The 26,348-nt window shown below is 46.4% G+C and carries 33 protein-coding genes; 27 read left to right on the top strand and 6 right to left on the bottom strand.

The window, feature by feature from the left end:
* Positions 1 to 2: 2 nt before the first annotated feature.
* Positions 3 to 704, top strand: a complete 702-nt coding sequence (locus AC55FS_RS19025; protein ID WP_496933878.1) for a class I SAM-dependent methyltransferase — start codon at positions 3 to 5, stop codon at positions 702 to 704.
* A 386-nt stretch (positions 705 to 1,090) separates the two neighbouring features.
* Here AC55FS_RS19025 and AC55FS_RS19020 read toward each other — a convergent pair whose 3' ends face one another.
* From AC55FS_RS19020 to AC55FS_RS19010, 3 genes are read right to left on the bottom strand one after another with little or no spacing between them, the layout of a single operon-like run.
* On the bottom strand, positions 1,091 to 1,525 hold the full coding sequence (locus AC55FS_RS19020; protein WP_496933877.1) for a YqaA family protein: 435 nt from the start codon (positions 1,523 to 1,525) through the stop codon (positions 1,091 to 1,093).
* Complete coding sequence (locus AC55FS_RS19015) at positions 1,522 to 2,229, bottom strand: gamma-glutamyl-gamma-aminobutyrate hydrolase family protein (RefSeq protein ID WP_496933876.1); 708 nt, start codon at positions 2,227 to 2,229, stop codon at positions 1,522 to 1,524. The genes AC55FS_RS19020 and AC55FS_RS19015 overlap by 4 nt, the downstream gene beginning before the upstream one ends.
* 6 nt (positions 2,230 to 2,235) lie before the next feature.
* Positions 2,236 to 3,243, bottom strand: a complete 1,008-nt coding sequence (locus AC55FS_RS19010; protein ID WP_496933875.1) for an amidoligase family protein — start codon at positions 3,241 to 3,243, stop codon at positions 2,236 to 2,238.
* A gap of 335 nt (positions 3,244 to 3,578) precedes the next feature.
* On the opposite strand from AC55FS_RS19010, the gene AC55FS_RS19005 reads away from it, so the two are divergent.
* Positions 3,579 to 4,535, top strand: coding sequence for a ribonuclease Z (locus tag AC55FS_RS19005; RefSeq protein ID WP_496933874.1), 957 nt, complete (start codon positions 3,579 to 3,581; stop codon positions 4,533 to 4,535).
* A gap of 109 nt (positions 4,536 to 4,644) precedes the next feature.
* Here AC55FS_RS19005 and AC55FS_RS19000 read toward each other — a convergent pair whose 3' ends face one another.
* Together AC55FS_RS19000 and AC55FS_RS18995 are read right to left on the bottom strand one after the other, a co-directional pair.
* Positions 4,645 to 5,460: a Tle-like phospholipase domain-containing protein gene (locus tag AC55FS_RS19000; protein WP_496933873.1), complete on the bottom strand. Its 816-nt coding sequence runs from the start codon at positions 5,458 to 5,460 to the stop codon at positions 4,645 to 4,647.
* A 597-nt stretch (positions 5,461 to 6,057) separates the two neighbouring features.
* The gene (locus tag AC55FS_RS18995) at positions 6,058 to 6,462 is read right to left on the bottom strand and encodes a winged helix-turn-helix transcriptional regulator (RefSeq protein ID WP_496933872.1); all 405 of its coding nucleotides are present in this window, start codon (positions 6,460 to 6,462) and stop codon (positions 6,058 to 6,060) included.
* A 173-nt stretch (positions 6,463 to 6,635) separates the two neighbouring features.
* Between AC55FS_RS18995 and AC55FS_RS18990 the strand changes: the two genes are divergently transcribed.
* The 20 genes from AC55FS_RS18990 (at position 6,636) to AC55FS_RS18895 (ending at position 20,312) form a co-directional block, all read left to right on the top strand.
* Positions 6,636 to 7,115: a nuclear transport factor 2 family protein gene (locus AC55FS_RS18990; RefSeq protein ID WP_496933871.1), complete on the top strand. Its 480-nt coding sequence runs from the start codon at positions 6,636 to 6,638 to the stop codon at positions 7,113 to 7,115.
* A 151-nt stretch (positions 7,116 to 7,266) separates the two neighbouring features.
* On the top strand, positions 7,267 to 7,974 hold the full coding sequence (locus AC55FS_RS18985) for a hypothetical protein (protein WP_496933870.1): 708 nt from the start codon (positions 7,267 to 7,269) through the stop codon (positions 7,972 to 7,974).
* A 177-nt stretch (positions 7,975 to 8,151) separates the two neighbouring features.
* Entirely contained in the window at positions 8,152 to 9,216 is a 1,065-nt protein-coding gene (gene fba, locus AC55FS_RS18980) for a class II fructose-bisphosphate aldolase (RefSeq protein ID WP_496933869.1), read from the top strand.
* Between the two features lie 909 nt (positions 9,217 to 10,125).
* Positions 10,126 to 10,545, top strand: a complete 420-nt coding sequence (locus tag AC55FS_RS18975) for a hypothetical protein (RefSeq protein WP_496933868.1) — start codon at positions 10,126 to 10,128, stop codon at positions 10,543 to 10,545.
* A gap of 90 nt (positions 10,546 to 10,635) precedes the next feature.
* On the top strand, positions 10,636 to 11,157 hold the full coding sequence (locus AC55FS_RS18970) for a hypothetical protein (RefSeq protein ID WP_496933867.1): 522 nt from the start codon (positions 10,636 to 10,638) through the stop codon (positions 11,155 to 11,157).
* Between the two features lie 128 nt (positions 11,158 to 11,285).
* Positions 11,286 to 11,681: a cupin domain-containing protein gene (locus AC55FS_RS18965; protein WP_496933866.1), complete on the top strand. Its 396-nt coding sequence runs from the start codon at positions 11,286 to 11,288 to the stop codon at positions 11,679 to 11,681.
* 171 nt (positions 11,682 to 11,852) lie between these two features.
* Positions 11,853 to 12,065: an SDR family NAD(P)-dependent oxidoreductase gene (locus tag AC55FS_RS18960; RefSeq protein WP_496933865.1), complete on the top strand. Its 213-nt coding sequence runs from the start codon at positions 11,853 to 11,855 to the stop codon at positions 12,063 to 12,065.
* Between the two features lie 47 nt (positions 12,066 to 12,112).
* Entirely contained in the window at positions 12,113 to 12,526 is a 414-nt protein-coding gene (locus AC55FS_RS18955; protein WP_496933864.1) for an SDR family NAD(P)-dependent oxidoreductase, read from the top strand.
* Between the two features lie 707 nt (positions 12,527 to 13,233).
* Complete coding sequence (locus AC55FS_RS18950; protein WP_496933863.1) at positions 13,234 to 13,464, top strand: hypothetical protein; 231 nt, start codon at positions 13,234 to 13,236, stop codon at positions 13,462 to 13,464.
* Positions 13,440 to 13,670 (top strand): hypothetical protein, encoded by a 231-nt coding sequence (locus AC55FS_RS18945; protein WP_496933862.1) that lies wholly within the window; start codon positions 13,440 to 13,442, stop codon positions 13,668 to 13,670. The genes AC55FS_RS18950 and AC55FS_RS18945 overlap by 25 nt, the downstream gene beginning before the upstream one ends.
* Before the next feature lie 136 nt (positions 13,671 to 13,806).
* Positions 13,807 to 14,553: a DUF6348 family protein gene (locus AC55FS_RS18940; RefSeq protein WP_496933861.1), complete on the top strand. Its 747-nt coding sequence runs from the start codon at positions 13,807 to 13,809 to the stop codon at positions 14,551 to 14,553.
* Positions 14,554 to 15,094: 541 nt separating this feature from the next.
* A complete protein-coding gene (locus AC55FS_RS18935) occupies positions 15,095 to 15,394 on the top strand; it encodes a hypothetical protein (protein WP_496933860.1) in 300 nt (99 codons plus the stop codon).
* Positions 15,395 to 15,491: 97 nt separating this feature from the next.
* Complete coding sequence (locus AC55FS_RS18930) at positions 15,492 to 15,773, top strand: hypothetical protein (RefSeq protein ID WP_496933859.1); 282 nt, start codon at positions 15,492 to 15,494, stop codon at positions 15,771 to 15,773.
* 439 nt (positions 15,774 to 16,212) lie between these two features.
* Positions 16,213 to 16,782, top strand: a complete 570-nt coding sequence (locus AC55FS_RS18925) for an HD domain-containing protein (RefSeq protein ID WP_496933858.1) — start codon at positions 16,213 to 16,215, stop codon at positions 16,780 to 16,782.
* Between the two features lie 69 nt (positions 16,783 to 16,851).
* Complete coding sequence (locus tag AC55FS_RS18920) at positions 16,852 to 17,313, top strand: hypothetical protein (RefSeq protein ID WP_496933857.1); 462 nt, start codon at positions 16,852 to 16,854, stop codon at positions 17,311 to 17,313.
* A 116-nt stretch (positions 17,314 to 17,429) separates the two neighbouring features.
* Positions 17,430 to 17,846 (top strand): GFA family protein, encoded by a 417-nt coding sequence (locus AC55FS_RS18915; protein WP_496933856.1) that lies wholly within the window; start codon positions 17,430 to 17,432, stop codon positions 17,844 to 17,846.
* 92 nt (positions 17,847 to 17,938) lie between these two features.
* On the top strand, positions 17,939 to 18,379 hold the full coding sequence (locus tag AC55FS_RS18910; RefSeq protein WP_496933855.1) for an NUDIX hydrolase: 441 nt from the start codon (positions 17,939 to 17,941) through the stop codon (positions 18,377 to 18,379).
* 274 nt (positions 18,380 to 18,653) lie between these two features.
* The gene (locus tag AC55FS_RS18905; protein ID WP_496935992.1) at positions 18,654 to 18,926 is read left to right on the top strand and encodes a DUF3088 family protein; all 273 of its coding nucleotides are present in this window, start codon (positions 18,654 to 18,656) and stop codon (positions 18,924 to 18,926) included.
* Positions 18,927 to 19,081: 155 nt separating this feature from the next.
* Positions 19,082 to 19,696 (top strand): LysE family translocator, encoded by a 615-nt coding sequence (locus AC55FS_RS18900; RefSeq protein ID WP_496933854.1) that lies wholly within the window; start codon positions 19,082 to 19,084, stop codon positions 19,694 to 19,696.
* A 151-nt stretch (positions 19,697 to 19,847) separates the two neighbouring features.
* Positions 19,848 to 20,312, top strand: coding sequence for an SAM-dependent methyltransferase (locus tag AC55FS_RS18895; RefSeq protein WP_496933853.1), 465 nt, complete (start codon positions 19,848 to 19,850; stop codon positions 20,310 to 20,312).
* Between the two features lie 436 nt (positions 20,313 to 20,748).
* Here AC55FS_RS18895 and AC55FS_RS18890 read toward each other — a convergent pair whose 3' ends face one another.
* Positions 20,749 to 22,575, bottom strand: coding sequence for a ricin-type beta-trefoil lectin domain protein (locus tag AC55FS_RS18890; RefSeq protein WP_496933852.1), 1,827 nt, complete (start codon positions 22,573 to 22,575; stop codon positions 20,749 to 20,751).
* A 612-nt stretch (positions 22,576 to 23,187) separates the two neighbouring features.
* Between AC55FS_RS18890 and AC55FS_RS18885 the strand changes: the two genes are divergently transcribed.
* From AC55FS_RS18885 to AC55FS_RS18865, 5 genes are all read left to right on the top strand, one after another.
* Positions 23,188 to 23,817, top strand: a complete 630-nt coding sequence (locus tag AC55FS_RS18885) for a Type 1 glutamine amidotransferase-like domain-containing protein (RefSeq protein ID WP_496933851.1) — start codon at positions 23,188 to 23,190, stop codon at positions 23,815 to 23,817.
* A 123-nt stretch (positions 23,818 to 23,940) separates the two neighbouring features.
* A complete protein-coding gene (locus AC55FS_RS18880; protein ID WP_496933850.1) occupies positions 23,941 to 24,246 on the top strand; it encodes a hypothetical protein in 306 nt (101 codons plus the stop codon).
* 269 nt (positions 24,247 to 24,515) lie between these two features.
* The gene (locus AC55FS_RS18875; protein WP_496933849.1) at positions 24,516 to 24,707 is read left to right on the top strand and encodes a GNAT family N-acetyltransferase; all 192 of its coding nucleotides are present in this window, start codon (positions 24,516 to 24,518) and stop codon (positions 24,705 to 24,707) included.
* Positions 24,708 to 25,287: 580 nt separating this feature from the next.
* Entirely contained in the window at positions 25,288 to 25,383 is a 96-nt protein-coding gene (locus tag AC55FS_RS18870; RefSeq protein ID WP_496933848.1) for a hypothetical protein, read from the top strand.
* 159 nt (positions 25,384 to 25,542) lie between these two features.
* Positions 25,543 to 26,013 carry a bacteriohemerythrin gene (locus AC55FS_RS18865; protein WP_496933847.1) on the top strand — a complete coding sequence of 157 codons (471 nt, stop codon included), beginning with the start codon at positions 25,543 to 25,545 and terminating at the stop codon, positions 26,011 to 26,013.
* Positions 26,014 to 26,348: the final 335 nt, after the last annotated feature.

Here is a 26,348-nt window from a genome sequence, read left to right as displayed (position 1 = left end):
CTATGCAGGAACTCATTGCCCAATACACAGGTGCTGACGAAGACTCGCGCCTGACACGTCAGTACATCGCTCAAATTGAATACGACACCACCATGCATGTACTGAAACCGTATTGGAAACAGGGCAGCAAACTGTGTGAGTTAGGGGCGGCGACGGGGCGCTATGCACTGGCATTTGCCGAGCAGGGCTGTGATGTCACTGCGGTGGAACTGGCACCCGAGCAAGTTGAGCTGATGCGTCAACAGGCAAAAGAGCGCCAGCTCAGTCTGGCTATGTATGAAGGCGATGCGTGTGATGTGAGCTTTATTGACGATGCTAGCCAGGATATCTGCTTGATGCTTGGCCCAATGTACCACTTAACCGCGCTGGAGCAGCGCAACCAGGCCATTGCTGAAGCTAAGCGCATACTTAAACCAGCCGGCATTTTAGCGGTCGCGTATATTTCACGCTTTTTTGTCGCTGGCTTATTTGCCAAACACTGGCCGAGCTTGATGACACCCGATGTGCTAGATGAGCTGCTACAGCAAGGCACGGTATCAACGCCTGGAGCCGATAGCTTTTTTCGCGTCGGTTATTTTGCTACACCGGCAGAGGCCGAAGGCTGGTTAACGGCAGCGGGTTTTAGCCTTGAAAACCACGTCGCTACCGATGGCTACGTACGTTATTTAGCCGACAGTGTAAATACTTTCAGTCTAGTGTCCTGAGTCAGAAGTTCGTATATTTTCAGAGCGAAGGGAAGGCGCTAGTACAAGGCGCTGTTCGCAGGAAATATCGGGATCTTTTCAAGATCAGCAACGCCGTAATGGCGCCTTCCATTCGCTCCCTTGGGCACGCCGTTCAAGCCCTCTCGCGTCGTTCTGCCTCTTGCCAATGGAACCACCATTGCCCACGAGACACGCCTTGCCAGAGAACTTGAGTGGCCCGCTGAAAGCATGCGAACTTCTGACTCAGGACACTCGAACAATACCAAGCCTGGTTGCAGCAGCATTTGCAGTATTGCCATGAGCCGAGCTTATTGGGTTCAACCAATCATGGCTTGGTGATTGCCCGAGCGCTGTGACAAGGATAGCTGGCTCGCTGTAGAACGCCGTTACAGTGAACCAGGCAAAGCGGCCTGGGCCAGCAACATCACCACAAAGTAGCGCACACCTTTGCCAATCAGCACCAGGACAAAAAACAACCCAAAATTCACCCGCATGATGCCCGCCACCAAAGTTAAGGCGTCGCCGCCAACGGGCAGCCACGAAAATAGCAAACTCCAAACACCATAGCGTTGAAAATAATATTGGCTTTTTTCCAGTCTTTCTTTGGATGCAGGAAACCAGCGTTTATGCTGAAAGTGCAATAAATACCGCCCCAGCCACCAGTTCACGCAGGCACCCAGGGTATTGCCAAGGGTGGCACTTGCCCATAAAAGCCCTAGGTGATAGTCCCCCATCATCAGCGATACCAACAGTACTTCGGAATAAAACGGCAGCAAGGTGGCGGCTAAAAAGGCACTGGCAAACAGCAACAAATAGCTCATAACTGATACAGCACATTATCGGTTTTTTGCACCGCTTGCGTGAATGCCGTAAACAGACGCCGATGCACAGCCGATAGCAGCAGATATTCCGGATGCCATTGCACGCCCACCTGAAACAGCGCCGAGCGGTTTTCAAACGCTTGAATAAAACCATCGGCATCCCAGCCGACGGCCGTTAGCGGTTCGGCAATGCGATCAATCGCTTGATTGTGCAGGCTGTTTACCTTGATTTGATGTTGGCCATAAATATCAGTAAGTCGACAGCCTTGTTCAAAGTCGACCCACTTAATCGGCACTATACTATTTCGATTAGGCGTGACGTTACGCAGTGGCCGAATATCCTGATGCAGATTACCGCCTTGCACAATGTTTAACAGCTGCGAGCCACGGCAGATGCCTAAGATAGGAATATTGGCCTGCAGCGCACGCCGAGCCACGTCCATTTCTAAGCGGTCTCTCTCTGGGTCGTAGTCGGCCCCAGCATCACCCAGCATGCCATAGTGCTCAGGTTCAATATCGTTGCCGCCGCATAAAATCACACCACGTATATTGCCATCAATATTGGGCTTTTCTGCGGTGACATAACGAGCCTTTAAACCGTGCAAGCGAACCAGTAAGGAGGTTGCCCACCAGGCGGTTTTTAATCGTTTTACCGGGCCGGTAATCGCAACAATCGGTGTTTGTTCCTTTTTGATAGGTGCCATTGAGGATTACTCCAGCGCTTCTAGCCATTGGTGGCACTGCTTTGCCCAGTCGTCATCGATAAACCGAGTGAAACGCTGCAATTCCAAGCGAAATACCCGGCACACCTTGGCGAGCTTCTCTGGGTTATGGGCCAAATACTCTACCTGTAGCCACTCTCGCCAAATACTATCAATGCTCCAGTTAGGATTATCAATATCACAATTAGGCAAGCGATAATGCAAAGTTGGCCTGGCCTTAACACGTTTATCCTGCACCACTGCGCGCACTCGTTGCTCATCCAGATAAGTAAATAATGGCAGCATATCTAAACTGCGATTGCGAGTGGGGTTGGCGTCTAAATAGTCATCCATTAGCTCAGTCAGTGTTGGCTGATAGTTTAAGTTGATGACTTTTTCAATATAGGCCTGTGGGAAGTGTTTGATATAGGGGGTGACGCGGCGCGCTAGGTCAATGTCTTCTTGCTGCACGATCCAGTCATAGAGGCAGAAATAGGCGCGCATATAGGCCAAAATGGTGCCAACGTCTAAGTCAGGAAGCTCCATATTTAAATGCACACCAAAAGCAAAGCGCAGCGACTCGCGCGTGCCCTTAGCGCCGCGCTGGCGTAAATTAAACGTGAGTTCATTTAATCGATGGAGCTTATCGAAAGCAAAAGGTGCGGTCACTATCTCCCAGGGTACAAACTGCTCGGCCGCCAGAGATAGTAGCTCCATGGAAAAATCTTCAATAAAGCTGTCTTCGTCGTTTGTACGACCCTGTTCATAGGACTGAGCCAGTTGTTTGAGTTGCTGTGCATCCAGCTCCAGCACAAAGGTGCCCAGCTCAGTGTCAATCACCTCATACTCAAACAGGCTGTGTTTAATCACATGGCCGCCAAAACAGTGCTGAATAGCAGTTAAGATCTTTTGTGCGGGTAGACCGGCCAGTTCAATTTCAACACCGATACGTCGTGGGCTGCCATCCGGTGTATCGATCGCCGGCGGCAGCAGTGTGCTTTGGCTAGAAGGCTCCATAGTGAACCACCAGGGTGCAATGAAGTGATGGTTAGCATTGCATAATCTGGTGTGTGATTGAAAGTCGAATTGATATTCACCTCAGAGTCTCAGTGGGCTTGGGGTGAATGTTGACCTATGGCGCGTTACAATCCCACTCTGGGTGACATTGATCTCAGTCTTGCACACAGCCCGAACCCACACAGCCAACGTTTAATCGCCTTAGTTGATGCTTTATTGGTCAGAGCCAAACCTCTGCAGCGAGCTGAAGCTATTAGATTCTATTGGTCGTAGTGTGTTTGAGCATCAGTCACAACGCTTGTCGTTTTTACCTCCGATTTTACAGGGTGCATATCATGTATATTCAATTTCTGGGCACGTCTTCAGGCACACCCACCAAGTCGCGCAATGTGTCTGCGGTTGCCATTTGTGAAAGTCAGGGGGCAGACTGGTATTTGGTGGATTGCGGTGAGGGAACTCAACATCAGATATTAAGTACGCCACTATCGCTCAATTCGTTGGCGGGCATAATGATTACCCATATTCACGGTGATCACTGTTATGGTTTACCAGGCTTGCTAGCCAGTGCTGGAATGAGTGGCAGACACAGAGCTTTGACGATAATTGCGCCAGTCGGTATTCAACCTTGGTTACAGGCAACCCTAGAGCATACTCAGTTATATTTGCCATATGAGCTCAATTTTGTATCGGTCGAAAATATGCCGATACAACATTTTGGGCAGTTCTCTGTCAGCAGTATTGAGCTGTCCCATCGAGTGCCATCCTTTGCTTACTGCTTTACCGAGGCGCAGGTTAAAAGCAGTTTAGATATGGAAAAGCTTAAACAGGCCGGCATTGCCAGAGGGCCGCTTTGGGGCCAGCTGCAGGCAGGTAAGCGCATTGAACATAATGGTCAACATTTTGAGGCCAGTGACTTTTTAATGCCGTCTGCTAATCCTCGTCAGGTGATCGTTTGCGGAGATAATGACACACCGGCCAAGCTACAATCTTATTGTAGCGATTGCAGCGTACTCATCCACGAATCGACCTACACACAAGATATGGCTGAAAAAGCCGCCAGTGCAGGGCACAGTTGCGTCAATCAAATTGCAGAATTTGCCCAGCAACAAGGGATAGCCAACTTGCTGTTAACTCACTTTAGTCCACGCTATCAGGATGGAGATGGCACAACACCATCGATTTCCAGTATGGAAGGTGAGGCGCGAAGCATCTACACCGGAAACTTATTTATGGCTTCTGATTTTGATCGTTACCATTTATTAGCAGATGGTGTGTTGAAACCGGTTGTTTAACTTCTTTAAACAGTCGGCCTGTTTTTTTTGGTTTTTTACTTTACTGGTTAAATGGGGTAGCAAAGGCTACCCCTAATCGACTTGCGAATTATTCAATGCTCTCGCTAGATTAATCCAAAAAATCCTTATTGGTCAGCTTATACACAAAGGTATGGTAAAAGTGATTAACGATTCGGAAGGGATTAGCCTTTCCACCTGTTCCAAGCATATTATCCAACCAAATAGTTTTGCTGCCGTACTGCAAGGTATTGTAAAACGGGGCTTCACGATTCATATGGCCATCAAAATCTGACAGTGGATCGTATTGCACATTAATGTGGGTAATAAACTGGCTATTATCAGCAATCATCTTTTGGCTAATGCCTAGATCTTCAAATGTGTCGGTGGTAATGCCAGCAGCTTCGAAACAGGTGGTTTTTAGGCCAGTCGCCAGTCCTGCAACCTGTGCTAAGCCACCGCCCAAGCTATGGCCAGTAAACTGTAGCTTGTCGCCATATTGAAGTTTTAACTCGCGAGCAATCTTAACCGCCTGCACATACTGAGAAATATCAACTTTTATATAGTCGTTAAGTACCTGAGCCAGGTCGGCGATCCAATCGGCAGCGCTAAAGGCTTGGGTACCTCGAAACGCCATAACGTAGCTATCGGCGTCAGTGTTGTAGTACAGCTTGGCATCAAAGCCATCCCAGGTCTCGGTGTAGCTTCGCACCACCACGTATTCTTCAGTATTGCCTTCAAAGTCGATATCGGTAAACAAGTAGGGCGCCAAAACATCAACGGCAGTATCCCAAGGGTCGTCGTAAACACGGCCACTTAAGTTGGCCATATCGACAGCGTTGTCGTACTCAGTACCTACTAACTGCGCGTGTGATTGATATGAAAATAGAGCGCAGGAGACCAGCGCTGCAAGCAGTGTTTTTTTCATGACTTCCTTCCATTTTGCTATTAATAGTTCCTAAGGAGTATTGATTGGACTTCGACCTTGTGGTTGTTACCAGCAGAGTGAAATCCATACGCCTTGCTCTTCAAGCTAGTAAAAGGATATGCACAAATCTTTGCGCAATGTCACGTTTGTTTTTTAATTTTTAATGGAATTACGTTGCAATTTTGTGACGATAAAATAGTTGGATTTTAATTCCATTGGATATGGCATTATTGCCACTTAAAAAAACAATGGGGTGTTGCTAGATTGTTTTGGTACCCTAGTTTTGATTTTTGTTTATTTTAATAAACTATACGTCTCGGCATTGGATTAAGGGGTAGCTATGGATGCTACTTAAGTACCAATGTCTGGTCGTACTGCACACTGGTATGAGTATGAAAATGCCTCTATTCAAGTGAAGCGATTGATTTTTTAGGTGCAACGATTAATGCTTGATAAGTTAATTAAATGATAAGTGACGCAGATTTAGGGGGCAGGTATAACTTGAAGAGCTGGAATTCGTTGTGCTCTGAGCTGTGTTATGCGTTGCTTAAAACACGCGTCTTATGCATGGCTCAAGAAGAGCCAGCAGCCAGGGTCTCATTGGCGTTGACTGGCCTTATCCAATAACTCAGCAATAAGATTTTCGCGATCATTCTTGATGCGCTCAAGCAGATGCTTGGGGGCGTTGGTATTGGCATCGTACTTACCACTCCAAGCAATCATTTCTAACAACATGGGCAGCATATCTCGCCCAGATTCGGTCAGCGCGTATACACGCTTGCGCTTATCCTTTGGGTCGGTGGTTTTTTCAATTAAGCCATCTTGTTCCAGTTGGGCTAAGCGTGCCGATAGGATATTGCTGGCTATACCCTCGTCGGACGCTTGCAGCTCCGAGTAGCTGTGCTTACCGAAGAACATCAGATCTCGCAATATTAACAGGCTCCACTTGTCTCCAACGTGGTCGAGCACATTCGATATCGGGCAGTGAGAACGGCGTTGCATAAAGCTCTCCGGTGACGTGGTGATAAGTATTGCTGTCGCTACCGCTCTGGCGTTAGTGAGGAATAGTCAGTTTGTCGCCAGTATAAATCACTTGCAAACCGCAAGCTAATAATTTAACTTGCAATTTGAAAGCTAATTGGCCCTTTACCCCTGCAACCAACGAGGACAACTCTATGCCAGCGCCCCAACTGCAAGTCTCTGCCTTTATGCGCCCACATTGGACTGATCACGAACGTGCTAACGCCACGGCGGTGATCGAATTTGTGCAGTTATTAATGAATGATCACAACTTTGATGCTGTGCTGCAGCTCTGTGCTGACCAGCCCTATCGCCAACATAACCGCAGCATGGCGGATGATATTGGCGGTGTGGTGAGTACCTTGCGCAATCTGGTGAAATCAGCGCCAGAGTTCTCATACGATGTGAAGCACCTGTATGTCGATGCTGATCACGTCATTCTGCATTCCCATGCCACTTTGAAGGCCAAACATAGAGGCGACGACCGTCAGGGCTTGAACATTATCGATGTCTGGCGGGTAGAAGACGGCCGATTGCTGGAGCATTGGGATTCGGTGCAGGGCATTAGCTTATCGATGCGGTTGTATGGCCTGCTAACGGGCGGACAAGTGCGTAATAGTAACGGCGTGTTTTAAACCTCAGGCCCTCAACCGGGTCGCCTTTGACCCGCTGCCTGTCGAATGCTATCGCTGCTGGCCCCTATATATGGGCCCTTTGCTGGGCTGTCTGTTTGGCCTGATCCTTGCGGTGAATAGTGCTACCGATAGCGTTAGCAGGGAAGCAAATATGGCGTACTTTAGAAAAAAGGCAATGCAATACACTGGCAGCTTGTTGTTTGGTGGTCTGATGGAAAATATCGGGCGCAAATACAGCGAGCACAACCCACAGCAAAAGCGCCAATATCACTCACAGCAAGGCCAGCAGTATGGCGATCAGCTCGATCGCAGCATGCAAAAACCGTTTGATCAGCATTATTGGCAGTCGTTTGATACGCGTCAGTGGCAGCTGCCCAAGTTTGGTGCCGATATGTGGAAAACCGGTCAATATGCCTGGAAGACCACCACCGCGCAAAAGCGTGAAGACATGGGCGAGGCATTGAAGCAAAGTGCCAAGAATGCGGTGCAGGAACTGATGAACGATCCTTTGAAGCAGATGAGGCAAACTGTCGCCAAGGCGCAAAAAGCCAAGGGGCAATACGATGCCTTTCAGCAAGATGGCGATACCCTGCAGCAGCACAGTAAAGACCTCACCAGCCAGAAGAGCATGGAGATGGCGCGCAGCTTTGGTCGTAACTCCATGCTGAAGGCCCCTGGTTATCTGATGCCGGGTGTGTTGGGAATGGCGTATCGCAGCTTTTTCACCGCCAAAATGATCGGCAACTTTGGTGCCCAATATAATGAGCTGCGCGAAACACACGATAAGATGCCAGGCACTATGAAGCAGCAGCGCGATCAGCGCTTGGCATCGATGAACAAGGGTGGCCAGCATCAATAGCGCTAGGGCTTGGGCAAAGACTTCGACTGCATTGCCAGCCGGCCTTGTGCATGGTTGTCGTCCTGCCGTCAGAAAGACGGCTGGCATGGCATTAGGCGCAGGACTGTGTGTGTTTCGTTAAGGCAGAGAAATCGCTAGAATAGCGCCGATTCTTTCTATCGAACTAAGGTGAACTTCATGGCTTTGATCAGCATGCGTCAAATGCTGGACCACGCCGCCGAGCATGGTTACGGCGTCCCAGCGTTTAACGTTAACAATCTGGAGCAGATGCGTGCCATCATGGAAGCAGCGGACAAAACCGACTCGCCCGTGATTGTGCAAGCCTCTGCCGGTGCGCGCAAATATGCTGGCGCGCCCTTCCTGCGTCACCTGATTCTGGCCGCGATCGAAGAGTTTCCGCATATTCCTGTGTGCATGCACCAGGACCACGGCACCTCACCGGCGGTTTGTCAGCGTTCTATCCAGCTGGGTTTTAGCTCAGTGATGATGGACGGCTCACTGGGTGAAGATGGCAAAACGCCAGCCAGCTATGAATACAATGTTGACGTCACCAAACGTACCGTTGATATGGCCCACGCCTGTGGTGTGTCTGTAGAAGGTGAGCTGGGCTGTTTGGGCTCGCTGGAAACCGGCCAAGCCGGTGAAGAAGACGGCATTGGCGCCGAAGGCATCTTAAGCCACGACCAGATGCTTACCGATCCAGAAGAAGCGGCCGACTTTGTTAAAAAAACCAATGTTGATGCCCTGGCGATTGCTTGTGGTACCTCTCATGGCGCCTACAAGTTTACCCGTCCACCGACGGGCGACATTCTGGCCATCGACCGCATCAAAGAGATCCATAAGCGTATTCCTAATACCCACTTGGTGATGCACGGCTCTTCATCTGTGCCGCAAGAGTGGCTGGCGGTGATTAACGAATTTGGCGGTGAGATTCCGGAAACCTACGGTGTGCCGGTTGAGCAAATCGTTGAAGGTATTAAATACGGTGTGCGTAAGGTCAATATCGATACCGACCTGCGTCTGGCGTCAACCGGTGCTGTGCGTCGCTTCCTGGCGGAAAACAAATCCGAGTTTGATCCACGTAAATATCTGATTGCTTCTATGAAGGCGATGACGGATATCTGTATCGCACGTTACGAAGCCTTTGGTACCGCAGGCAATGCCTCTAAGATCAAAGCACAATCGCTGGATACTATGTACGAGCGTTACCTGACCGGTGAACTGGACGCGAAAATCAACTGATTTAGCGTTTAAGTTAAGTGGTTAAAGAAACCCGCTGCATGAAAGTGCAGCGGGTTTTTTATTGTGTGAAATTGTGGGGGTATTAAGGGCTGGTTTAATTTTTCAGTACGCTGAGCGGAGTTGCACTCGACAAGCGCAGCTTACAAATAATAAGTGAGCATTGTACCGGGCTCGCGCACGAGGCGCTTTTTACGCCAATCCCTATGCCCTCCTTGAGGTTATCCCTCACGCCGGGCGGGCTGACGACTGAGAGCGTACATCGAGGCAGTTTCAGCTAGGCAAAAAGCGAGCGGAGTCGCGCTCGACATGCGCAGCTTACAAGTGGTAAGTGAGCATGGTGAGGCGCTTTTTAACGCAGCAGAAACAACGTAGATAGCTATCAGCCTGCTTTGCGCTGCGCAGGCCATAATTCCTTCGTTGCCAATGCTGCGGTCGCCGCAACGCCAACAGCCTGCATCCCGGCAGGATGTTGACTGGCGCTGCCATTAACAACTCAGGTGGCCTGCTAAGGCGCGGGCAACTTGGGCGAGAGAGCGAGTTCAAGGCTTAGAGAGGATGTGCCGCTGGTGTAGATACGGGTAAAAAGTGGATTGGCATCTAATGTAAAGGAATACTGATATTCAACCAGTATATTTTTCTAAACAACAGAAACCTGGCACGCTTTCCCGGTTGGGTTGCCTGTATTTCCACAGGGTGGTAGCTTAAACGCCAGAGAAATCAGTGTGTTAGATCTTGAGTGCCAGAACTTTGAGGCGTGGATAGTAGGCACGCACGTTTTTCAGGAGGGAATGTGGAAGAAAGGAAGACATCCAATAGTAAATCAATGGCTTGGAAGAGATGCCTCGAATGGTTCTAGCTGGAAAAACAGGCACGCACACTATTAAAACTGTTAGGCAAAAGGAGAGAATAGTGTCTAAAAATTTCATGGAAGCGATTTTTCAGGGGCCAGATAACCTAGAGATTGCCCAAAAGATCGTGAACACTGCTGTCGGGGTTTCAATATTTATCATCCTGCTTACAGTGACCTTCTCTATAGTTGGGTTTTATAAGTCCAGCTCAGACGCAACACTAAATTACCTGCTTGACCCCTGGATGCTTATCGATGTTTTCCTTATGGTGCTATTCACGTTCTACTTGTACAAGCGAAAGCTTTGGGCACCGATAGCATTAGTCGTTCATCAATTGTTTGGCTTGGTCGTGCTTTATATCGATCTAGGTCAATTTCCGGGTGCTATCGCAATCTTTAAGCTGGTTCTGTTTGTTGGTGCTATTCGGGCAATCCATTTCATCAATAAAAATACCGAAATCATAAATATAGAAGATGCCTAACAAACAGCACCAGCAACCGCTGCTAACGCAGCTCAGGACTCACGCCTACGGCGCTCGCCGCTGTGCTGGGCGTTAACTCTATGAGGTCGCATGGAAGAAATATTTAACTGGATCAGGCCAATTCTTAGCGGATTAGCAGGTGGGCTCGTTGTCTTGGCCTTAGTGGCATTCAATAAAGATCAAGGAAAGCGTGAAGGCAGTACAAGACATTTAAATTACGGGAAGTCATTCAAGATATTTGCATTGCTACTAATTCCTTTTGCCGCTTTCGTAGTCTATGCAGTTTCTCAATCATATAAAGGCCAAGAAATACCTGCGTTTCTTGTTGCATTGGGTTTTGTTTCAGGTGCCATATTTTTCCCTTACCAAGCTTTCTTAGTGAGGTTTAGCTACGATGACGAATTCGTTTATTACAAAAGCCCCTTGGTGGGTACAAAGAAAGTGCCATGGAGTAATCTCCTAGAAGTAGGTTATTCGAAACTACTCCAAGCTGACTTCATTGTGGTCGATGGCATTGGTAAGATCTGGTGTTCGAATATGCTTAATGGCTACGGTGAGCTTGGTGAGTTTCTTGAGAAGAAAGTTCAAGAGCTATACCCAGAGCAGAGTTAACAAGGCGCTGTACTCGGACCAAACTACGCGCAACAAGCTTGTGGTTTGCTGCGCAAACTTTACCACAAGCTTGCCGCGCACAGTTTGGCCGGTAAGCTGAGCGTTATGTACCTCAAGGGAGCCAGTAAGTGTCGAAATCTGTTGCGATTACCATTGAAAGCGAATTCACCAGAGTAGAGTTCTTGAAAAATAGAACACCTGAAACTACAGATGAAGAAGCCAAAAATGCATTTGCATTGTTGTCTGAATATAGAGATGGTGGAATATACGTGGCTCACTATTCTGGTTATACTGAATGGGAAAGGCACGTGAATGGTGACGAATTCGTTCAGGTTTTGGGCGGTGAAACGACATTGGTTATTTCGAGTGGAGAAAAAGAACAACGCAACGAATTATCATCTGGTCAAATGCTGGTTATCCCTAAAGGTGTCTGGCATCGGTTTGAATCACCTGTTGGTGTGAAAGTAATGACAATTACGCCTCAACCAACTGAGCACAGCATAGATAGACCAAACGGTACATAACAAGCCGTTGCAGGCAGGGACTGATCTTGCCCCGATTTAACGGACACCAGCGTCTAACAGGCGAGGTGTCTAATGCCAAAATACAAACAGCCAAGAAATGTGCTGGACCTCTGCTGCTTCACACCTTCGGCCTGTACTGCGGGGCGTTATAAAAATAAGGAAATTTAGAAAATGGAAACAGTCTTAATCACTGGAGCTTCAAGAGGTATTGGACTTGAATTAACTCGCCAGTTTTTAGCTTTAGGCTATAACGTCATCTCGACTTACCGTGGTCAGCCATCAATACAGTTAAAAAACCTGCTTATTCACGATTCGTTGAATCTGTATGAGCTAGAGGTCACTGATGAAACCTCTAGGCCTCTAAACTATCCAATGTTCAGTTAGACATACTTATCAATAATGCGGGTGTTATTGGTTCAGATGAGCAATCCATGGAGGCTATCGACCCAAAGGAATGGCTTAATACCTTTGCCGTGAACTCAATCGCGCCTCTTATGGTTAGTCGAGCTCTTTTAGGGCTTCTCGAAACTAGTGCTAACCCTCGTATTATTACCATCTCAAGCCAAATGGGGGCATTAAACCGAGATAGCTATGGTATGTATGCGTATCGAAGCTCAAAAGCAGCGGTTAATAAAGTCATGCAAGTGCTGGCATTAGAATTAAAGCCAAAAGGGATAGTCGTTTGCCCAATCCATCCTGGCTGGGTAAAAACGGACATGGGTGGCCAAGATGCTGACATTACTGTTGAGGAAAGTGCATCAGGTATTGTTAAACTTGCTCGTAACCTTACTACAGAACAAAGCGGTAAGTTTCTAACATGGCAGGGTACGGAACACGTCTGGTAAATTCGTATAACAAACTGCTCTAGAGAGAATCTCAACGGGGAGCATTTTTATTATGCGTTTAGTTGATTGATTAAGGGGTTGTGTGGAAGGGCGGCTTGATAACGGCTTGATAAGACAGTCATGATAAGAACGCGCACCAGGCGCTTTTTAACGCAGCAGAAACAACGTAGATAGCTTTCAGCCTGCTTTGCGCTGCGCAGGCCATGATCCCTTCGTTGCCAATGCTGTGGTCGCCGCGTCACAAAAGCCTACGTTCTTGTAGACTTTTTTGTTGGCGCTGCCGTCCTGGCAGCGCCTGCGGGCACAGCCATTAACAATTCAGGCGGCCTGCTAAGGCGCGGACAGCTTGGGCGCGAGAGTGAGCAATGAGCCAAGAATTTGCAAAGAAATCAATGTGAAAAGGTACGATGACTTGCTCATCTAACCAGTATTTCTCGCAATGTCACAAAAGCATGGTGCGTTTTCCCTGCTGGCTTGTCTGCACTTCCGCAGGGTGGTAGTTTAAGCGCCAGAGAAATCAGAGTGTTAGATCTTGAGTGTCAGAACTTTGAGGCGTGGATAGTAGGCACGCACGCTTTTCCAGGAAGGAATGTGAAAGGAAGGAAGACATCCAATGGTAAATCAATGGCTTTGCAGAGATACCTCGAATGGCTCTAGCTGAAACAACCGGCACGCACACTATTAAAACTGTTAGGCGTAGTTAAGTCATGGAACCTATCGAAATAATTAAGAATAAATCGGAACTAGAAGGCACTTGCTATATTGAGCTCAGTTTAGGTAAATACCAGGGCAAGCACTGGGAAGATACCAGCCTATTTTTTGATGAAGAAGTATTTGGCTATATCGAAGCTATCTTTGAGAAAAATGTCCCGGATTATGATCATTACAGCATGAATGATGCTGACGTAGAGTCGTGGCAAAGATCATTTCTGAACTGAGAGAACTAGCAGCCTTAGTTGGTTCTGCAAACGAAATCACGGATATTATGGGGAAGGTCGGTTTTGTATTCGGAGGCACACGAGATTATTTCCAAAATAATTTCCAGCTTTGCAAAGCCCAGTTGCATAAAGTAATCATTGAAGTAGTTGAATGGGCAGAAGAAAATATTGAAAAACATGGACACATTGCAGTATTTGGCATCTAAACAAAGTCCAGCGCCTAACCAGTGCATCTTGCAGGACTTGGGCACACTGTCACCTTTTTCGCGCTGCGCGGCAAAAAAAGTCGCCAGTCCACCCAAGCCGCAAATGCAGGCGTTATGTGTTTAGATAGAGAACAAAGTGAAATTCATTAAGAATCTATTTACAAAACCAGAAACCTCAGAGCGAGAGCTCGCTCTAAATTGTATTTATCAGTATTTTGTTGCTCATGATGTAAAGACACATCTGAAAGAATCGTGTGTTCTACTATTCTCACAGCCAGAGGTTCATATTGCGGAATTAGATTGCTGGCAACATGAGAATAATAAGAGCTGGCTTGCTCATGGTGTAATTCAGTTTCGGCTAAATCCCGAGAGGAAGGATTCCTGGGTGGTGGATTGTGCTACGGGCGTTGGCGATACAAAGGGTGAAGCTATTCGCGATTTCGCCAATAACTGGAGTGTATTTACTGCCCCTACACCTTTATCTTTATTGCTTAAGGAAGAGTCTCATGGCGCAACACTGCTTTCACCTGAAGATGAAGATGGATTTCCAGGGTGGGAGGGATTTAGTGGTCCATTTATGTTGCGTGGTAGTGATGAGCAGAAAGCTATTTTAGAAAAGTTCCTTCGTGAAAAACCAGTTCTTCCAAGATTATCCAAGATATTGGAGCCGGATTTCCCTGCACCCATGCTTGTAGGTATTCGTATATTCTGGGGGAATAGCAATGGTAAGGTTGATGCGCGGGTTGCTATCAATGATGTAGAGCATAAGGTCGCTACGGAGAAACTGGTTGAAATTATGAAAAACTACCAGTTAGAGGGTGAGTTCTACACAATTAGCCAGTTTGTTCTTTTGTTGCAGAAGGTTCATGCTGAAAACACATAACAAGTTTGTGAATTACACTCCGGTGGCTATCGCCACCTACGCGGGACAGCCAAAGGGCGGTTCGTTTGTGAATGGCTTGCGCCATTTTGTCACAAACGCCCCACACTTTGTCTGCCCCTTACCAAGGCGTTATGAGTCATATAGCATCGAGGCGTAGCTTTATATGGATGTAGTACTGTTGATTGTTGTGGGGCTAGTACTCTTGGTCATCGCGGTGTCTCCGACTCTTCTGGTATGGAGCATGTCTTGCCTCTGGCTTCCGGCACGGTACTCAATGCCGCCAATTCGCATGACCCTTATATCAGTTGTTCTGTCGGTGGTTACGTCGTTTGTGCTTCAAGCTGAACTTCCAGATGGTACACTTTCAGTTGCTCCATTGGTTTTGGCTCTATCACTAGCTTGGTCGTTAGTTCTTATACCCGTGATCGCTCTTACAGGTATGGTCAAGCAGATAACTCATAACAAGCGGCCGTTGAGGCCACTGAAAAGCGTGGCGGGACGCGTAAAAAGTATGCGTACAAAGGCTGGGCGTTAAGGGAAAATGAATGTCTGGGAGCTATACAAAGAAGACAAAAAGTTGGCCGACTTAACACAAACAGAACTTGATCAGCCTTGGTTCATAGGTTTGTTAGTCCCAACTCCGGACTTTGATGAATATCGTAATCTTTTTGAAAGAGCTCAGAGATTCATAGAAGCCGATGAATTCGATTCTGAAGAATCAGAAATTACCTTTGTAGAAATTGATAATTTAAAACTCCGGCTGGTGCGTATGTCGGATAAACGTGTATTTGAAGACGTAATGCTATGTGTGTCTGGTGATGAGATATGGTGGCGTATTTAGTAACTACATGCGAGTCACTTAACAGGCGCAGGAAAAATCGCGAACTTTGTTTGCTGGCCATCCGGCCTGTGCTGAGGGGTGTTGCGTGTAAATCACTATGAATCCAGCAATTGAGAAACTACAAAACTATCTGAACGAGCTAGAGGTTGTTGAGAACTTCGATTCAATTGAAGAAAAGGAAGATTATATTGACCTTGTAAACCAGATCAAGTCAGCAATAGGTCAAGTTGAGTTGTGTGAAATGTTTATCATTAATGCGGGATTTTTGGTGAGTGTCTTACCTGGAACTGAGAATCCTAATTTCTGCTATCTAGCCGTTCATGAAAACGAGTCATCAAAACCAGAAGACTGGGAAGAGGTGGTTTTTGAAGCAATATAATAAACAAGACAGCCATTAATAACTCAGGCGGCCTACTAAGGCGAGGGCAATGCTATCGGTGATGATGATATAGCGGTAATCGGCCATTCTTTATGTCTTGGCTATCTGGTTAGTATCCTGCTGGATGAATTTGGTTTTGGCCAAAACGTCTACTTGAACGTTGAGCAGTACTGTGTAAATATACAGTTGTTATGGGGGCTGGATAGTATGTTGGCAGGCTTTCCCGGCTGACGTACCTTTACTTCCGTAGGTCGGCAACTTAAGCGTCAGAGAGGGGAGTATGTCAGTCTTTTAGTGCCGGATTTTTGAGGCATGGATGGTCGGCAAGTGCGTTTTTCAAGGAGGAAATATGAGAAAATCAGTGCTTTGTAAGGGATACATCGAATGGTTCTAGCTGGAAAGTTAGGTATGTACACTATTAAATAGTAAAGCATTGAGTATGGACGAAATAGCACGCCTAAGCCTGGAGCTAGACAAGCTCAAATCAGTCTATAGAAAATCCTATGTTTCGGACGGTACAAGAAACGAGAATTCTGCGGAGCATAGTTGGCATCTCGCTGTCTCGCTTTTGGGTTTTGCAAGGTACATGCCTGCTGAAGTGAACTTAGACAAATGCATAAGAATGGCTCTCTGCCACGATATCTGTGAGATTGGCGCTGGTGATGTATGCGCATATCACGATACTTCAGGAAAATATGAACGGGAGCTTGCATATATGACGGTACTGCAAACTCAGTTCTCAGATTTTGGTACCAAGGCTAAAAGCCTATGGGCTGAGTATGAAGAAGGCACTTCACTGGAAAGTCAATGGGTCAAAGTCTTCGATAAGCTATTGCCGTTTGTTCTGAACCTTTCTAATAAAGGTCGAACCTGGAAAGAGCAAGCAATCACAAGGTCTATGGTGTTAAAGCACAACGAATTTATTGGGATGGTTGCTCCAGATATTCACAACTGGATGCTCGTTGAGATAGATAAAGCAGTGGATGCTGGATGGTTAGACCCTGCCTGATATCCAATGCGTCGGATACGGAAAAGCCCCTTGCCGATGAATAGGGGCGTCATGACAAGGAGATAAAGAATGTCTTACCCAGAAACAACCAATGTCAGCGAATGGGAACGATATATGGCAATTTCTGCCAATAATCTAGCTTGGGGGCTGACCACAAAGGACAGATCCAAAGGTGAAGATGCAGAGATGCTGGACGCGGCTCATAGCGCTGCATTCCATTGGAAGAAAGTTGGTACTGAATTGAATGTAGCAAGAGCCAATATGCTACTGGCTGAAGTTCATGGGTTGTTGGGTTTAGGTGAAACGGCCCTACAGTATGCGAATGAAGTTTCAGAATATTTTTCTGACAAAGACATTCCTACGTGGGAGCGAGCGTTTGTTTCTATTGTGCTTTCGCGAGCTTATAAAGCCCTAGAAGATACTGACAATTATGAGATCCATCTGAGGCTGGCTAAAGACACCATTTCTCAAATTGATGCCCCTGATGATCGAGAGGTTGTAGAAGCCTCAATGCCATCACTACTTGCTTAATAAGGTAAAGTGGTTCGTGCCTGCAACACCTAGTTCGGTTGTGGGCATTCGACGAAATTATACTAGGCTACAGCTTAGGATATTAACGTTATTAAATATTCATACGGAGTAGGTAGATGGAATATCCAATTAAGGGCTCTTGCCAATGTGGACAAGTGACGTATCAGTTGTATGAAGCTCCAAAAGCAGTTTATGCCTGTCATTGCACCGAATGCCAGAAGTTATCGACGAGTCCATTCAGTATCACAGCTATCGTGGATGCGTCGAAGATAGAGTTTCATGGTGAGCTAAAGGAGTGGGGGCGTTTAGCTGATAGTGGTAATAAAAATAATGCAATGTTTTGCCCAAACTGCGGTAATAGAATTTATCACTTTAACCCCGAAGAACGTTCAACCGTAAAGCTAAAACTGAAACCAGTAAACTTGGAATATGATGGGGTGTTCAAGCCTCAAGCACATGTTTGGGTAAGTGAGAAGTTGGACTGGTATCACATTCCTGATGGCGTGAAAGTGTTTCAGGGGCAGCCAGAATAATACTATTCTAGCGCTATCCTTTGATTTAAATCACCGGCTCCAGGTTATGGCACTATATCAATCTATCCACGGACTAATGATAACTCCAGACTATGCGAGCACCCTTTCAAGTATTGGTCTTCCCTTACCAACTATCTAATGGTCATCCCGAGTTTTTAATCGCCCAGCGAAGTGATAATGGCTACTGGCAAACTATTTCAGGCGGTGGAGAAGGTGCTGAATCATGGCTAGATTCCGCTAAACGAGAGCTACTAGAAGAAGCTGGTCTGGTTGGCAGCGATTGGCAGCAGCTGGATTCGATGTGCATGCTTCCCAAAGTGTATTATAAGGGCCATGAGCATTGGGATGAGCATCCATTTGTTGTACCAGAATATTCATTTTCTGTATTGGTATCTGGCGAGCCAACTCTTTCCGAAGAGCATGTCGACTTTCGCTGGTGTAGCTTTCAGCAGGCCAGTGAGCTTTTGAAATACGATTCCAACAGGATAGCTTTATGGGAAGCTAATCAGCGACTACAGGATATAGGTTTTTAACTTTGACCTAACTACACCACTTGAAACGATAGTAATGGAATAGAGTGGTGCTACGTCTCCATCGATAAATGAAAGTAACAAGTAAATCAGAACCTTACTGGCCTGTTTGGTGTTGGTAAGGCCAGCACCGCTAATACAGTTCGGGAGCTTTTTTATCCAGCACTACTCTCTGTGCTATAAACTGGTATCCCATATAGACCGTTGCTGGGTTATTATTGACATCAAATTCAAGTTTGAAGTTTTGCCGATGAAGCCCAGGTTGTTTGTTTTGAAGATGCCATTTGAAGATGGTCCGGGAAAGATGTGGATTTGTTCCCACTGTGCTCTGATTGAAGGGGCGTTATCTGTCAACCAACATTGGCAAGACTTGGTGGATATTCGTCGTATTGACTTTGCTAAGCCTCGGACGGAAGTTGTCGAGTTGCTGGGTGAGGACAATCAATGGTTACCTGTGCTGGTATTAGAGGGCAACTCAACCATCACCGACCCGGTGGAAATAATCGATTATCTGGCACAAGAATTTGGCGGAGCCATGGTTCATCCTTAGTCGATGTGCAACTACCACGAGGTTTTTGATTCATATTGACGGTTTATCTAAGCTGACAGGTGTTTTGGTATAGGGCACCTCGTCTAGACCTTGGTGTCCATTAAATCTGGGCAGGACCAACTCTATCTTCGAGATTGATGTAAGGGCAAAACACGATGGAATCTTTGAAGTTATTACTATTTATACCAGCTTGTTTTGCGCTCAATATGACACCAGGGCCTAACAATCTGTTGTCTATGAATAATGCTCGATGTTATGGGTTTGTATCAGCGCTTATCGCTGGTTTGGGACGAATCGCTGCATTCTCGGTGATGATTGCTTTGGCAGCGTCTGGCCTGGCTATTGTTTTGTACACATCCGAAGCGCTATTTTTAGTGATTAAATTACTTGGGGTGGCATATTTGATGTGGATTGCTTTCAACCTGTGGCACTCAAATGCTAGTCCCATCGCTGAGATAGAAAAAACCAAGAGTCAGTTTTTTTTGGTTAAGCAAGAGTTTTTATTGGCGTCTGGAAACCCAAAGGCGATCCTAATATTTACCGCATTTCTACCTCAGTTTATCGATGTGTCGTCGAGTGTTAATGAGCAGTTCTTTGCTTTAGGTAGCACTTTTCTGATGTTAGAGCTGGTTGCAATCTCCATCTACTCGGCTTTTGGTTTGTACCTGCGTCAATGGTTCACGCAGCCCAAAATGGCGAAGCGATTCAATCGAGGGTGTGCGGCTTTCCTTGCCATATCTGGCATCAACCTGTTGCTCAGTCGCCAGTGATGGTGCCAAATAAGGTTAGCCGGTTGGCGGATATATCGACCTAGGATCAATCGGAGGCGTTCAAGCTGGTTACAGAAATGAAAGGCATCCCAATTTGGTTCTTTTGGTAATCCCCCCAAGAAAAAATTACAGCATCTAAAAGGATAATCATATGGTGAGTTTTACCATCAAACCCATTGCTTATGTGTCATCAACACGAGTTGACGCGGTTGATGACAACTGGGACCGAGAAACAAGTTACATCGAGCTAGACAGCGCTTTTGATCAAGATTCCTTTTCAGGGCTGGAGGCATTTTCCCACGTTGAGGTGGTGTACTGTTTTCATATGGTAGATGAATCCAACATAGTAACGGCTTCTAGGCATCCTAGAAATAATGACAGCTGGCCTAAAGTCGGTATATTCGCTCAGCGAGGAAAAAACAGACCCAATCGTCTGGGTATTACTGTATGCAAGATTGCCGAAGTGAAAGGTAACAGACTAAGGGTTGAGGGTTTGGATGCCATTGACGGAACACCGGTAGTGGATATTAAACCGGTTATGCAAGAATTTCTTCCCAGAGGAAGGGTGCATCAGCCTGAATGGTCAACAGAGATAATGGCCGACTACTGGAAATAACTCCATCTAACGAGCGGGAGCCAATTATGCACTTAACCTGCCATTGCGGCAAAGTTGTACTCGTTCTGAGTGCTGCAGTTGACGAAGTTGGTGAATGCAACTGCTCAATCTGTCGGCGTTACGCTGCTTCATGGGCCTATTTTTCACCCGATCAGGTTCAGCTTACAGCGGCAGATACTGAATTTTACTGCTAGGGGGATCAAGAGGTTGAGTTTCATCGTTGCAAGACCTGTGGTTGTTTGACCCACTACATCACCACGGATAAATGCTCAGAAGCCATCCTCGCCGTTAATATGAGACTGGCTGATACCCAAGTGTTGTCAGCAATTCGGGTGCGAAAAATAGATGGCGCATCATTGTAACGCACTTTAATCGAGTACAAATAACAACGGCGAGCATTAAGCTCGCCGTTCTTTAAGCTAACTAACAGTTTAGCTTATTTCCAAGCCCAGTCGCTACCTGCAACGTCGGCTTCTACACGCCAGCTATTAGAATTCCACTTTAATGCATTATCCAGAGCATTAATCAGCTGACCGTTGTCCATTCTCCAGGTTTGGTTTGGACGATCAGTACAGGTTTCCATCGTGATATCGGCACCTTGCTGGTCTAGGCATAAATCAGGTGCTACTTTGCTGATTAACTTGCCTTGTGGCGTCAGTTGCCATTGCTGGTTGTCACCATCATGACACCACCAGCCATAAACCGTGGTACCTGGTGAGGTGCTGCTGCCGGCAACGTCCAGGCACTGGGTTTGCTCAGTCACCAGCTGCTTCCATTCTGCCGTTGGCGTATCAACTTCTGCTGAGGCGTTAAACAGAGCCGTGACGACTGACGTCATAGGCTGTGTATAACGTGATGCACTTGGTGCTTGTTCTTGCCAGCTTTGTGGTACGGGTTGGGTAATATCCCAGTTACCTTGGCCATCGTAGTAAGACTTAGCCACTGTTTTTGGCGTAGGTGTCCACAAGAAGTCAGGGTGAGCGTTTTGATACCATTCACCACCAATCACGTCGCCTTGTGCGTCAAGTTCCAAGTCGTAGTAGTAAGTAACGCGCGAAATACCGTCATATCGTGGAATATCGGTATCACGGTGAGTCGGGCTGGTTTCAACCATATACTGCACCTGCATCTGCACACCGACGACCGACTGTGCTTCTGAAGCGCGATATTTAGTGAACTTATCTTTGCTGTAGTCTGCCATAGCGATGGTAACGTCGGCAGGGTTATCAGAGGTTTGATTGGTTTGTGGGTTAAAGTATTTCACTTTATAGCCCAGGATCGGTTGGTTCCAAACTTGATAGTCATAGGTCGCATCCATGATCATGCTGCGGCCGGTAATACCAATCTGGTTTAGAACCGATAAGTGCCAAGTGCCTGGGTTGTTATCGACACATTCGGACGCAATGATACGACCATTTTCGTCTTTTTCTGGGTTCTTAATGTTACAGCGGCCACCAATAAACTTGGTGTTGAATGGAGCTTCGGCCCACAACAGGGTTCCCAGTGCTTTAATATCCGATGGGTAGAACTTCAACATCTCACCGTTGGCATCCGGTACCGTCACAGACTGAGCAGGACGAGGAAGCATGTAAGCAGCCGCAGCCCAGCCGTGGCACAGTCCCATCCATCTTTCTACGCTGCCGTTGGATTCAAAATAGCCTTTGCCTGAATCCCATGAGCGCTTAGTTAAGGTACGGTTTTGGTCACCTACGAGTAAGTCATATTTTTCAGCCGGCGACAGCAGATGACGCTCATCAGCAGAGTAGTTTTCCAGCGGCTTGATAGAGTGAGAAAAGTCGTAATAGTCTTTCCAGTTATAGGCAGACAAGTCACGATCAGCGTAACGCCAAGCTGCAGCGCCGGAGTACAATGGCCAATAGGTGTCTGACCATGGCTGCATATCCAGTTTCTTCGAGTCAGGTGCTTGCTGGTCCAGAGTGCTGAGGTTACGCACTAAGCCATTACCGGCGTCAACCAGTCGAGCTGGGTTGTCGTTGTATAAACGGATAGCAGAAAACGGCTGAATACCATGTCCTGAAGGCTGAGCCGAGCGTTCAATAATTTCACCACGGATTCGGGTGCGAAGTTCTTCAGCTTCCTCTTCGCTTAGCGCTTGGTAGTCGTCGCCTTCTTTTTCAGGCAATGCGTTCATGACTGCCTGTGGGTTTTGATGAAACTCGGTCATAAACGAGTTAATCTGAGCATCATCTGCCATAGCAGATAGAGGCACAGCAATTGCCAACAATGAGATCGTTTTTTTCACTGCAATAACTCTTCTTTGTTTGTGTTTTTTATTCCGGTTCAAGATCTGTGTTAACCGGAGGGCGCGCATAGTATTTTTAGAAAAATATAAAATCAATTGGTTGTTTTATTTAATTTAGATATTTATTTAAAACCATAATGATATAGTACTAAGTTAGATTGTTAGTGAATCATTCTGTGTCACGAAGTTGATCCTGATTGTCACTATCAACATTATTATTAGGTCGATAGCTTTCCGGGTTTCGTTTTTCTAGAAGCATTTTTTGCCGATATCTGGGTTGATGCATATCAATATCATAGGCTGAGTCATTGGTGATATTTTGGAATAAGTGACATTGTGATCAATAGCAGGTGAGGACTTCAAGTGATTGATTACTGCCCGTATTAATTCGAATAACTACGTAAGTAGAGGATATTTTTTAACCAATGCATTGGGTGGTTTGGCTCTATTTGTTGGTGATTTTCCTTTTCGGCTTGACAGATAAATGGGTGAAACTCGTTATTGGCGTAGGTATGCTGTTAATAGCAGGCCCTATCGGCAGTGCTGGTGATAAAATTTCTAGGCCTTAATTATGCTTGGCTCAGGATATTATTCTTTATTAGGTGGTATAAAGTGAATTTAGCTCTGCTAAGTAACCAGGATAGCAATAATGGCAAGCAGGCAATTGCCAAGCTTCTATCATCAACTCCGAATTCCTCTAAGCTCGGTGCATTCTTTGCGTCGCAGCCTGACCCAGATCGACACTTCTATGGCATGGTGGTGGAGACTTATCAGTCAATGGGGTTCAGCATCGATCAGTATCTGGACTTTGAAGAAGGCTATTCTGCCGAAGCGTTTGAGACAGCCTTGTCAAAGCCCTTTATCCATCTGTCCGGTGGCAATACCTTTCGCTTCTTGTACTCTATTAAGCAACGTGGTGCTGAAGCCAGGCTGGTTCAGTATGCAAATAATGGCGGAATACTAATAGGTGTGTCAGCGGGAGCCATGATACTTACTCCCAGTATCGAAAGCGCCTACCTTTGTGGCGATCAGAATCATGTCAACCTGCAGGACCTAACAGGTTTGAGCTTGACTCCCTTCCTGTTTGATCCACATTCAGACAAAAGACATGGCAATGTTGGTCGGCTCGAAACATCCTTAGATTTATTAATGGCTTCTGACGATGATGGCTGTATTGTGATCAATGGAGGGCAGCACTTTATTGGTGACCCGGTACTGCAGCAGCGTGTTGAGGTGGTCTGATAAGGTGCTATTAAGTGGTAGCAGCGGCTTAGTCGATGAGGCTGCAACTATGATTAAAGGATCTTTGGCTGCAGGGTATTGGGTTCAAGGCTCTTGCTGCCAAATCGTAGCAAGAGAGTTTATATGCTTTCAGATATCGAGAAGTTTGTGTTGTCAGGTAACATCGCCCATGACCTAATATCTCTTAGCAGGAACAGTGATGACTGGCGGATCACTGTGTGCCTGGCTAATGGTGGCGACTCGCTCAAGTCATTTCGATTTACTGATGTTGAGGAAGAGTATATGGAGGTTCAGGGAGCCGCTATTGATTACCCTTTGCCCATTATAGGCATTGACTCTAAAAAGTTGGCCGATGGACGCTGGCGGTTTTGCCTTAATGCTTGTGATATGGAATGGTGCTTTACGGCGAACTGGCCAGAGCGTGTATAGAAATTTGGATTCACTAAGACTTTACTTACCTTAGTCAGGTCCCAAGGCCTCTGCTGTTGGAGTTTTCCTTTTTTCTCAATATCGCCAATTTTATGGTAAAATTCTGATATTGATGCTGCTCATGAGTTTTTACGTCAGCGATTCGATTGTCGAGATTCTCTGATTTTTATAGCGCTCGATGATAGCAGTCATGCTGTAGGTTTTATTCAATTGTACCCGTCGTTTTTTCTGTCTCTATGAAGAAGGTGTGGTACCTGAATGATCTATTTATGACCGAATCTGCAAGGAATACCAGTTTAGCCTTTAAGTTGCTTCGGTATGTGCAAGGCTATGCAAAGGAGCATGGTGGATTCTCACTCAAGCTGGCTACCGAGGTAGACAATGCTGCGGCAAAACGATTATATGAAAACTTCGGATTTAGTAGAGTGGTGGGTTATGATCATTATACTCAAGAGCTTTAGGTCATAGGCCATAGCTTTGTTTGTAACCGTTTATTTTGTTGGTGGGTGTGTATATGTTTGTTGCAAGTAGAGAACTTCATGTTTTATCGACTGTGTTGTTGATTGTCTCATTATTTGTTTATTTCGTCTGCTTCTATTTTGTGAACTTTGCTTTCGAGTTTGTTAGTTGCTCGGTTTACGGAATAGGAGTTGGCTATGCGTTGGTTGCACTTAGATGTGTTGTAGTGGTGATGCTTGTTTATTTGTTATTTAGTGTCGCGGTGTTCTTTGTTTCTCTGTTATTTTTCCGTTCTTCTTATGGCACTCGTGTGGCTTTTTTCTCATTGCATAAATATCTGTCGTATTGTCTTTCGGCAGTTTCTTCCTTTGGTTTGTTTTTTGTCGTCCCCGAGGCTGTAAAAAATTCTGGTCTTTTGTTTTGTTTTTTTTAATTCCGGTTCTTCGGCATCCTTCTGGCGCTACGAGCCGTTGCCTGGCTAAACCACAATCCGAGTCTACCTCGCAATAATTCATTGCTTTGTCTAAAGCGCTGAAGAAGTAAGGCTGGAAGTTTGTTGGCCCGACAACGGCATTTGCCGTTATGCAGGCAATGGGGCTGATTAATTACCATGCAAAAGGCTGTGTGTTCCGAGGAAAAGCAGAGCAGGCTCAAAAGCATTTTGCCAAACCAGTCTGATGTGCTGCATCGTTGCCGCCCTTATGCGTAACTATACGCAGGCTATCAACCGCTATGCCACCGCCCTGTAGAAACGATGCAATTGATTTAGATCAATTAGAAAAACTGAGCAAATTCTAGACTGGCTTAACCATACAATAACAATGACTGGGGCCGGACATGGAAGAGTACCGCTGGACAGACGATCTAAATCTGGGTATTGACATTATCGATGCTCAACACCGCCGAATTGTTGATTATATTCGTGAGGTTGGACAAGCCATTGAGCAACAGGACGCTTCTTTAGTATTTGATGTGATGGAGCGCTTAAAAGATTACACCCTGGATCACTTTTCTTTTGAAGAGCAGTTGATGCAAAGGGCAGGCTATCTATTGTGCGATGCTCACCAGGCCAAACACCGGCGCTTTGAAGAAAAAGTACAGCGTTTGTCAGAGTCGCTGCGTCAGGGCGATGACCCTTTTGGAGTGGCGCGTCGTATTCGCAATACCCTAATGGTCTGGCTGATACAGCATATAAAACACGAAGACGCTGATTATGTGCCGGTGGTAAAGAAGGTGTTGGCCAAGGAGCAAGGTTGGATCAGCGGGGCGTTACAGCGCATATTTAACAGCCAGGTTACCTCGTCTTAGGGATGCCGTTTAATAGCATTGTTGTGGATAAAAAATCGGCGGTGCATGCACCGCCGCGAAAGGTTCTAGAGTGGAGAGCTCACAGAAATCTCATTCAGGGTCTGGCTACACCGCTGAGATAACCAGTCTGACGGCTATGCGCTGGGAAAGTTCCCGCGGTGTTGCCGAATGTCTTTGAGCGACCGTCTCTGCCCAGCTTGCTTAAACAAGTAAGATTTTTATCAGTACTCGCTTAGAGTGTTGATGGCCGCTTGCCGCTTATCCCACTTGCTCGTCTTCTCGCCTACTTTCTGCCAAACCTGTCAGCAAAGTTTCTCTCTGCCATCAAGCTGTAA

It is taken from the genome of Bacterioplanes sp. CLAM21 (genome assembly GCF_059641015.1).
Note: the sequence above shows the minus strand (reverse complement) of the source record. Positions and strands in the feature narration are given on the sequence as shown.

Excerpts from the sequence above, each read along its gene's own strand:
- AC55FS_RS19025 (WP_496933878.1), top strand. The coding sequence starts at position 3 with ATGCAGGAACTCATTGCCCAATACACAGGTGCTGACGAAGACTCGCGC.
- AC55FS_RS19020 (WP_496933877.1), bottom strand. The coding sequence starts at position 1,525 with ATGAGCTATTTGTTGCTGTTTGCCAGTGCCTTTTTAGCCGCCACCTTG.
- AC55FS_RS19015 (WP_496933876.1), bottom strand. The coding sequence starts at position 2,229 with ATGGCACCTATCAAAAAGGAACAAACACCGATTGTTGCGATTACCGGC.
- AC55FS_RS19010 (WP_496933875.1), bottom strand. The coding sequence starts at position 3,243 with ATGGAGCCTTCTAGCCAAAGCACACTGCTGCCGCCGGCGATCGATACA.
- AC55FS_RS19005 (WP_496933874.1), top strand. The coding sequence starts at position 3,579 with ATGTATATTCAATTTCTGGGCACGTCTTCAGGCACACCCACCAAGTCG.
- AC55FS_RS19000 (WP_496933873.1), bottom strand. The coding sequence starts at position 5,460 with ATGAAAAAAACACTGCTTGCAGCGCTGGTCTCCTGCGCTCTATTTTCA.
- AC55FS_RS18995 (WP_496933872.1), bottom strand. The coding sequence starts at position 6,462 with ATGCAACGCCGTTCTCACTGCCCGATATCGAATGTGCTCGACCACGTT.
- AC55FS_RS18990 (WP_496933871.1), top strand. The coding sequence starts at position 6,636 with ATGCCAGCGCCCCAACTGCAAGTCTCTGCCTTTATGCGCCCACATTGG.
- AC55FS_RS18985 (WP_496933870.1), top strand. The coding sequence starts at position 7,267 with ATGGCGTACTTTAGAAAAAAGGCAATGCAATACACTGGCAGCTTGTTG.
- fba (WP_496933869.1), top strand. The coding sequence starts at position 8,152 with ATGGCTTTGATCAGCATGCGTCAAATGCTGGACCACGCCGCCGAGCAT.
- AC55FS_RS18970 (WP_496933867.1), top strand. The coding sequence starts at position 10,636 with ATGGAAGAAATATTTAACTGGATCAGGCCAATTCTTAGCGGATTAGCA.
- AC55FS_RS18960 (WP_496933865.1), top strand. The coding sequence starts at position 11,853 with ATGGAAACAGTCTTAATCACTGGAGCTTCAAGAGGTATTGGACTTGAA.
- AC55FS_RS18955 (WP_496933864.1), top strand. The coding sequence starts at position 12,113 with ATGGAGGCTATCGACCCAAAGGAATGGCTTAATACCTTTGCCGTGAAC.
- AC55FS_RS18950 (WP_496933863.1), top strand. The coding sequence starts at position 13,234 with ATGGAACCTATCGAAATAATTAAGAATAAATCGGAACTAGAAGGCACT.
- AC55FS_RS18935 (WP_496933860.1), top strand. The coding sequence starts at position 15,095 with ATGAATGTCTGGGAGCTATACAAAGAAGACAAAAAGTTGGCCGACTTA.
- AC55FS_RS18930 (WP_496933859.1), top strand. The coding sequence starts at position 15,492 with ATGAATCCAGCAATTGAGAAACTACAAAACTATCTGAACGAGCTAGAG.
- AC55FS_RS18925 (WP_496933858.1), top strand. The coding sequence starts at position 16,213 with ATGGACGAAATAGCACGCCTAAGCCTGGAGCTAGACAAGCTCAAATCA.
- AC55FS_RS18920 (WP_496933857.1), top strand. The coding sequence starts at position 16,852 with ATGTCTTACCCAGAAACAACCAATGTCAGCGAATGGGAACGATATATG.
- AC55FS_RS18915 (WP_496933856.1), top strand. The coding sequence starts at position 17,430 with ATGGAATATCCAATTAAGGGCTCTTGCCAATGTGGACAAGTGACGTAT.
- AC55FS_RS18910 (WP_496933855.1), top strand. The coding sequence starts at position 17,939 with ATGCGAGCACCCTTTCAAGTATTGGTCTTCCCTTACCAACTATCTAAT.
- AC55FS_RS18905 (WP_496935992.1), top strand. The coding sequence starts at position 18,654 with ATGCCATTTGAAGATGGTCCGGGAAAGATGTGGATTTGTTCCCACTGT.
- AC55FS_RS18900 (WP_496933854.1), top strand. The coding sequence starts at position 19,082 with ATGGAATCTTTGAAGTTATTACTATTTATACCAGCTTGTTTTGCGCTC.
- AC55FS_RS18895 (WP_496933853.1), top strand. The coding sequence starts at position 19,848 with ATGGTGAGTTTTACCATCAAACCCATTGCTTATGTGTCATCAACACGA.
- AC55FS_RS18880 (WP_496933850.1), top strand. The coding sequence starts at position 23,941 with ATGCTTTCAGATATCGAGAAGTTTGTGTTGTCAGGTAACATCGCCCAT.
- AC55FS_RS18875 (WP_496933849.1), top strand. The coding sequence starts at position 24,516 with ATGACCGAATCTGCAAGGAATACCAGTTTAGCCTTTAAGTTGCTTCGG.
- AC55FS_RS18870 (WP_496933848.1), top strand. The coding sequence starts at position 25,288 with ATGCAGGCAATGGGGCTGATTAATTACCATGCAAAAGGCTGTGTGTTC.
- AC55FS_RS18865 (WP_496933847.1), top strand. The coding sequence starts at position 25,543 with ATGGAAGAGTACCGCTGGACAGACGATCTAAATCTGGGTATTGACATT.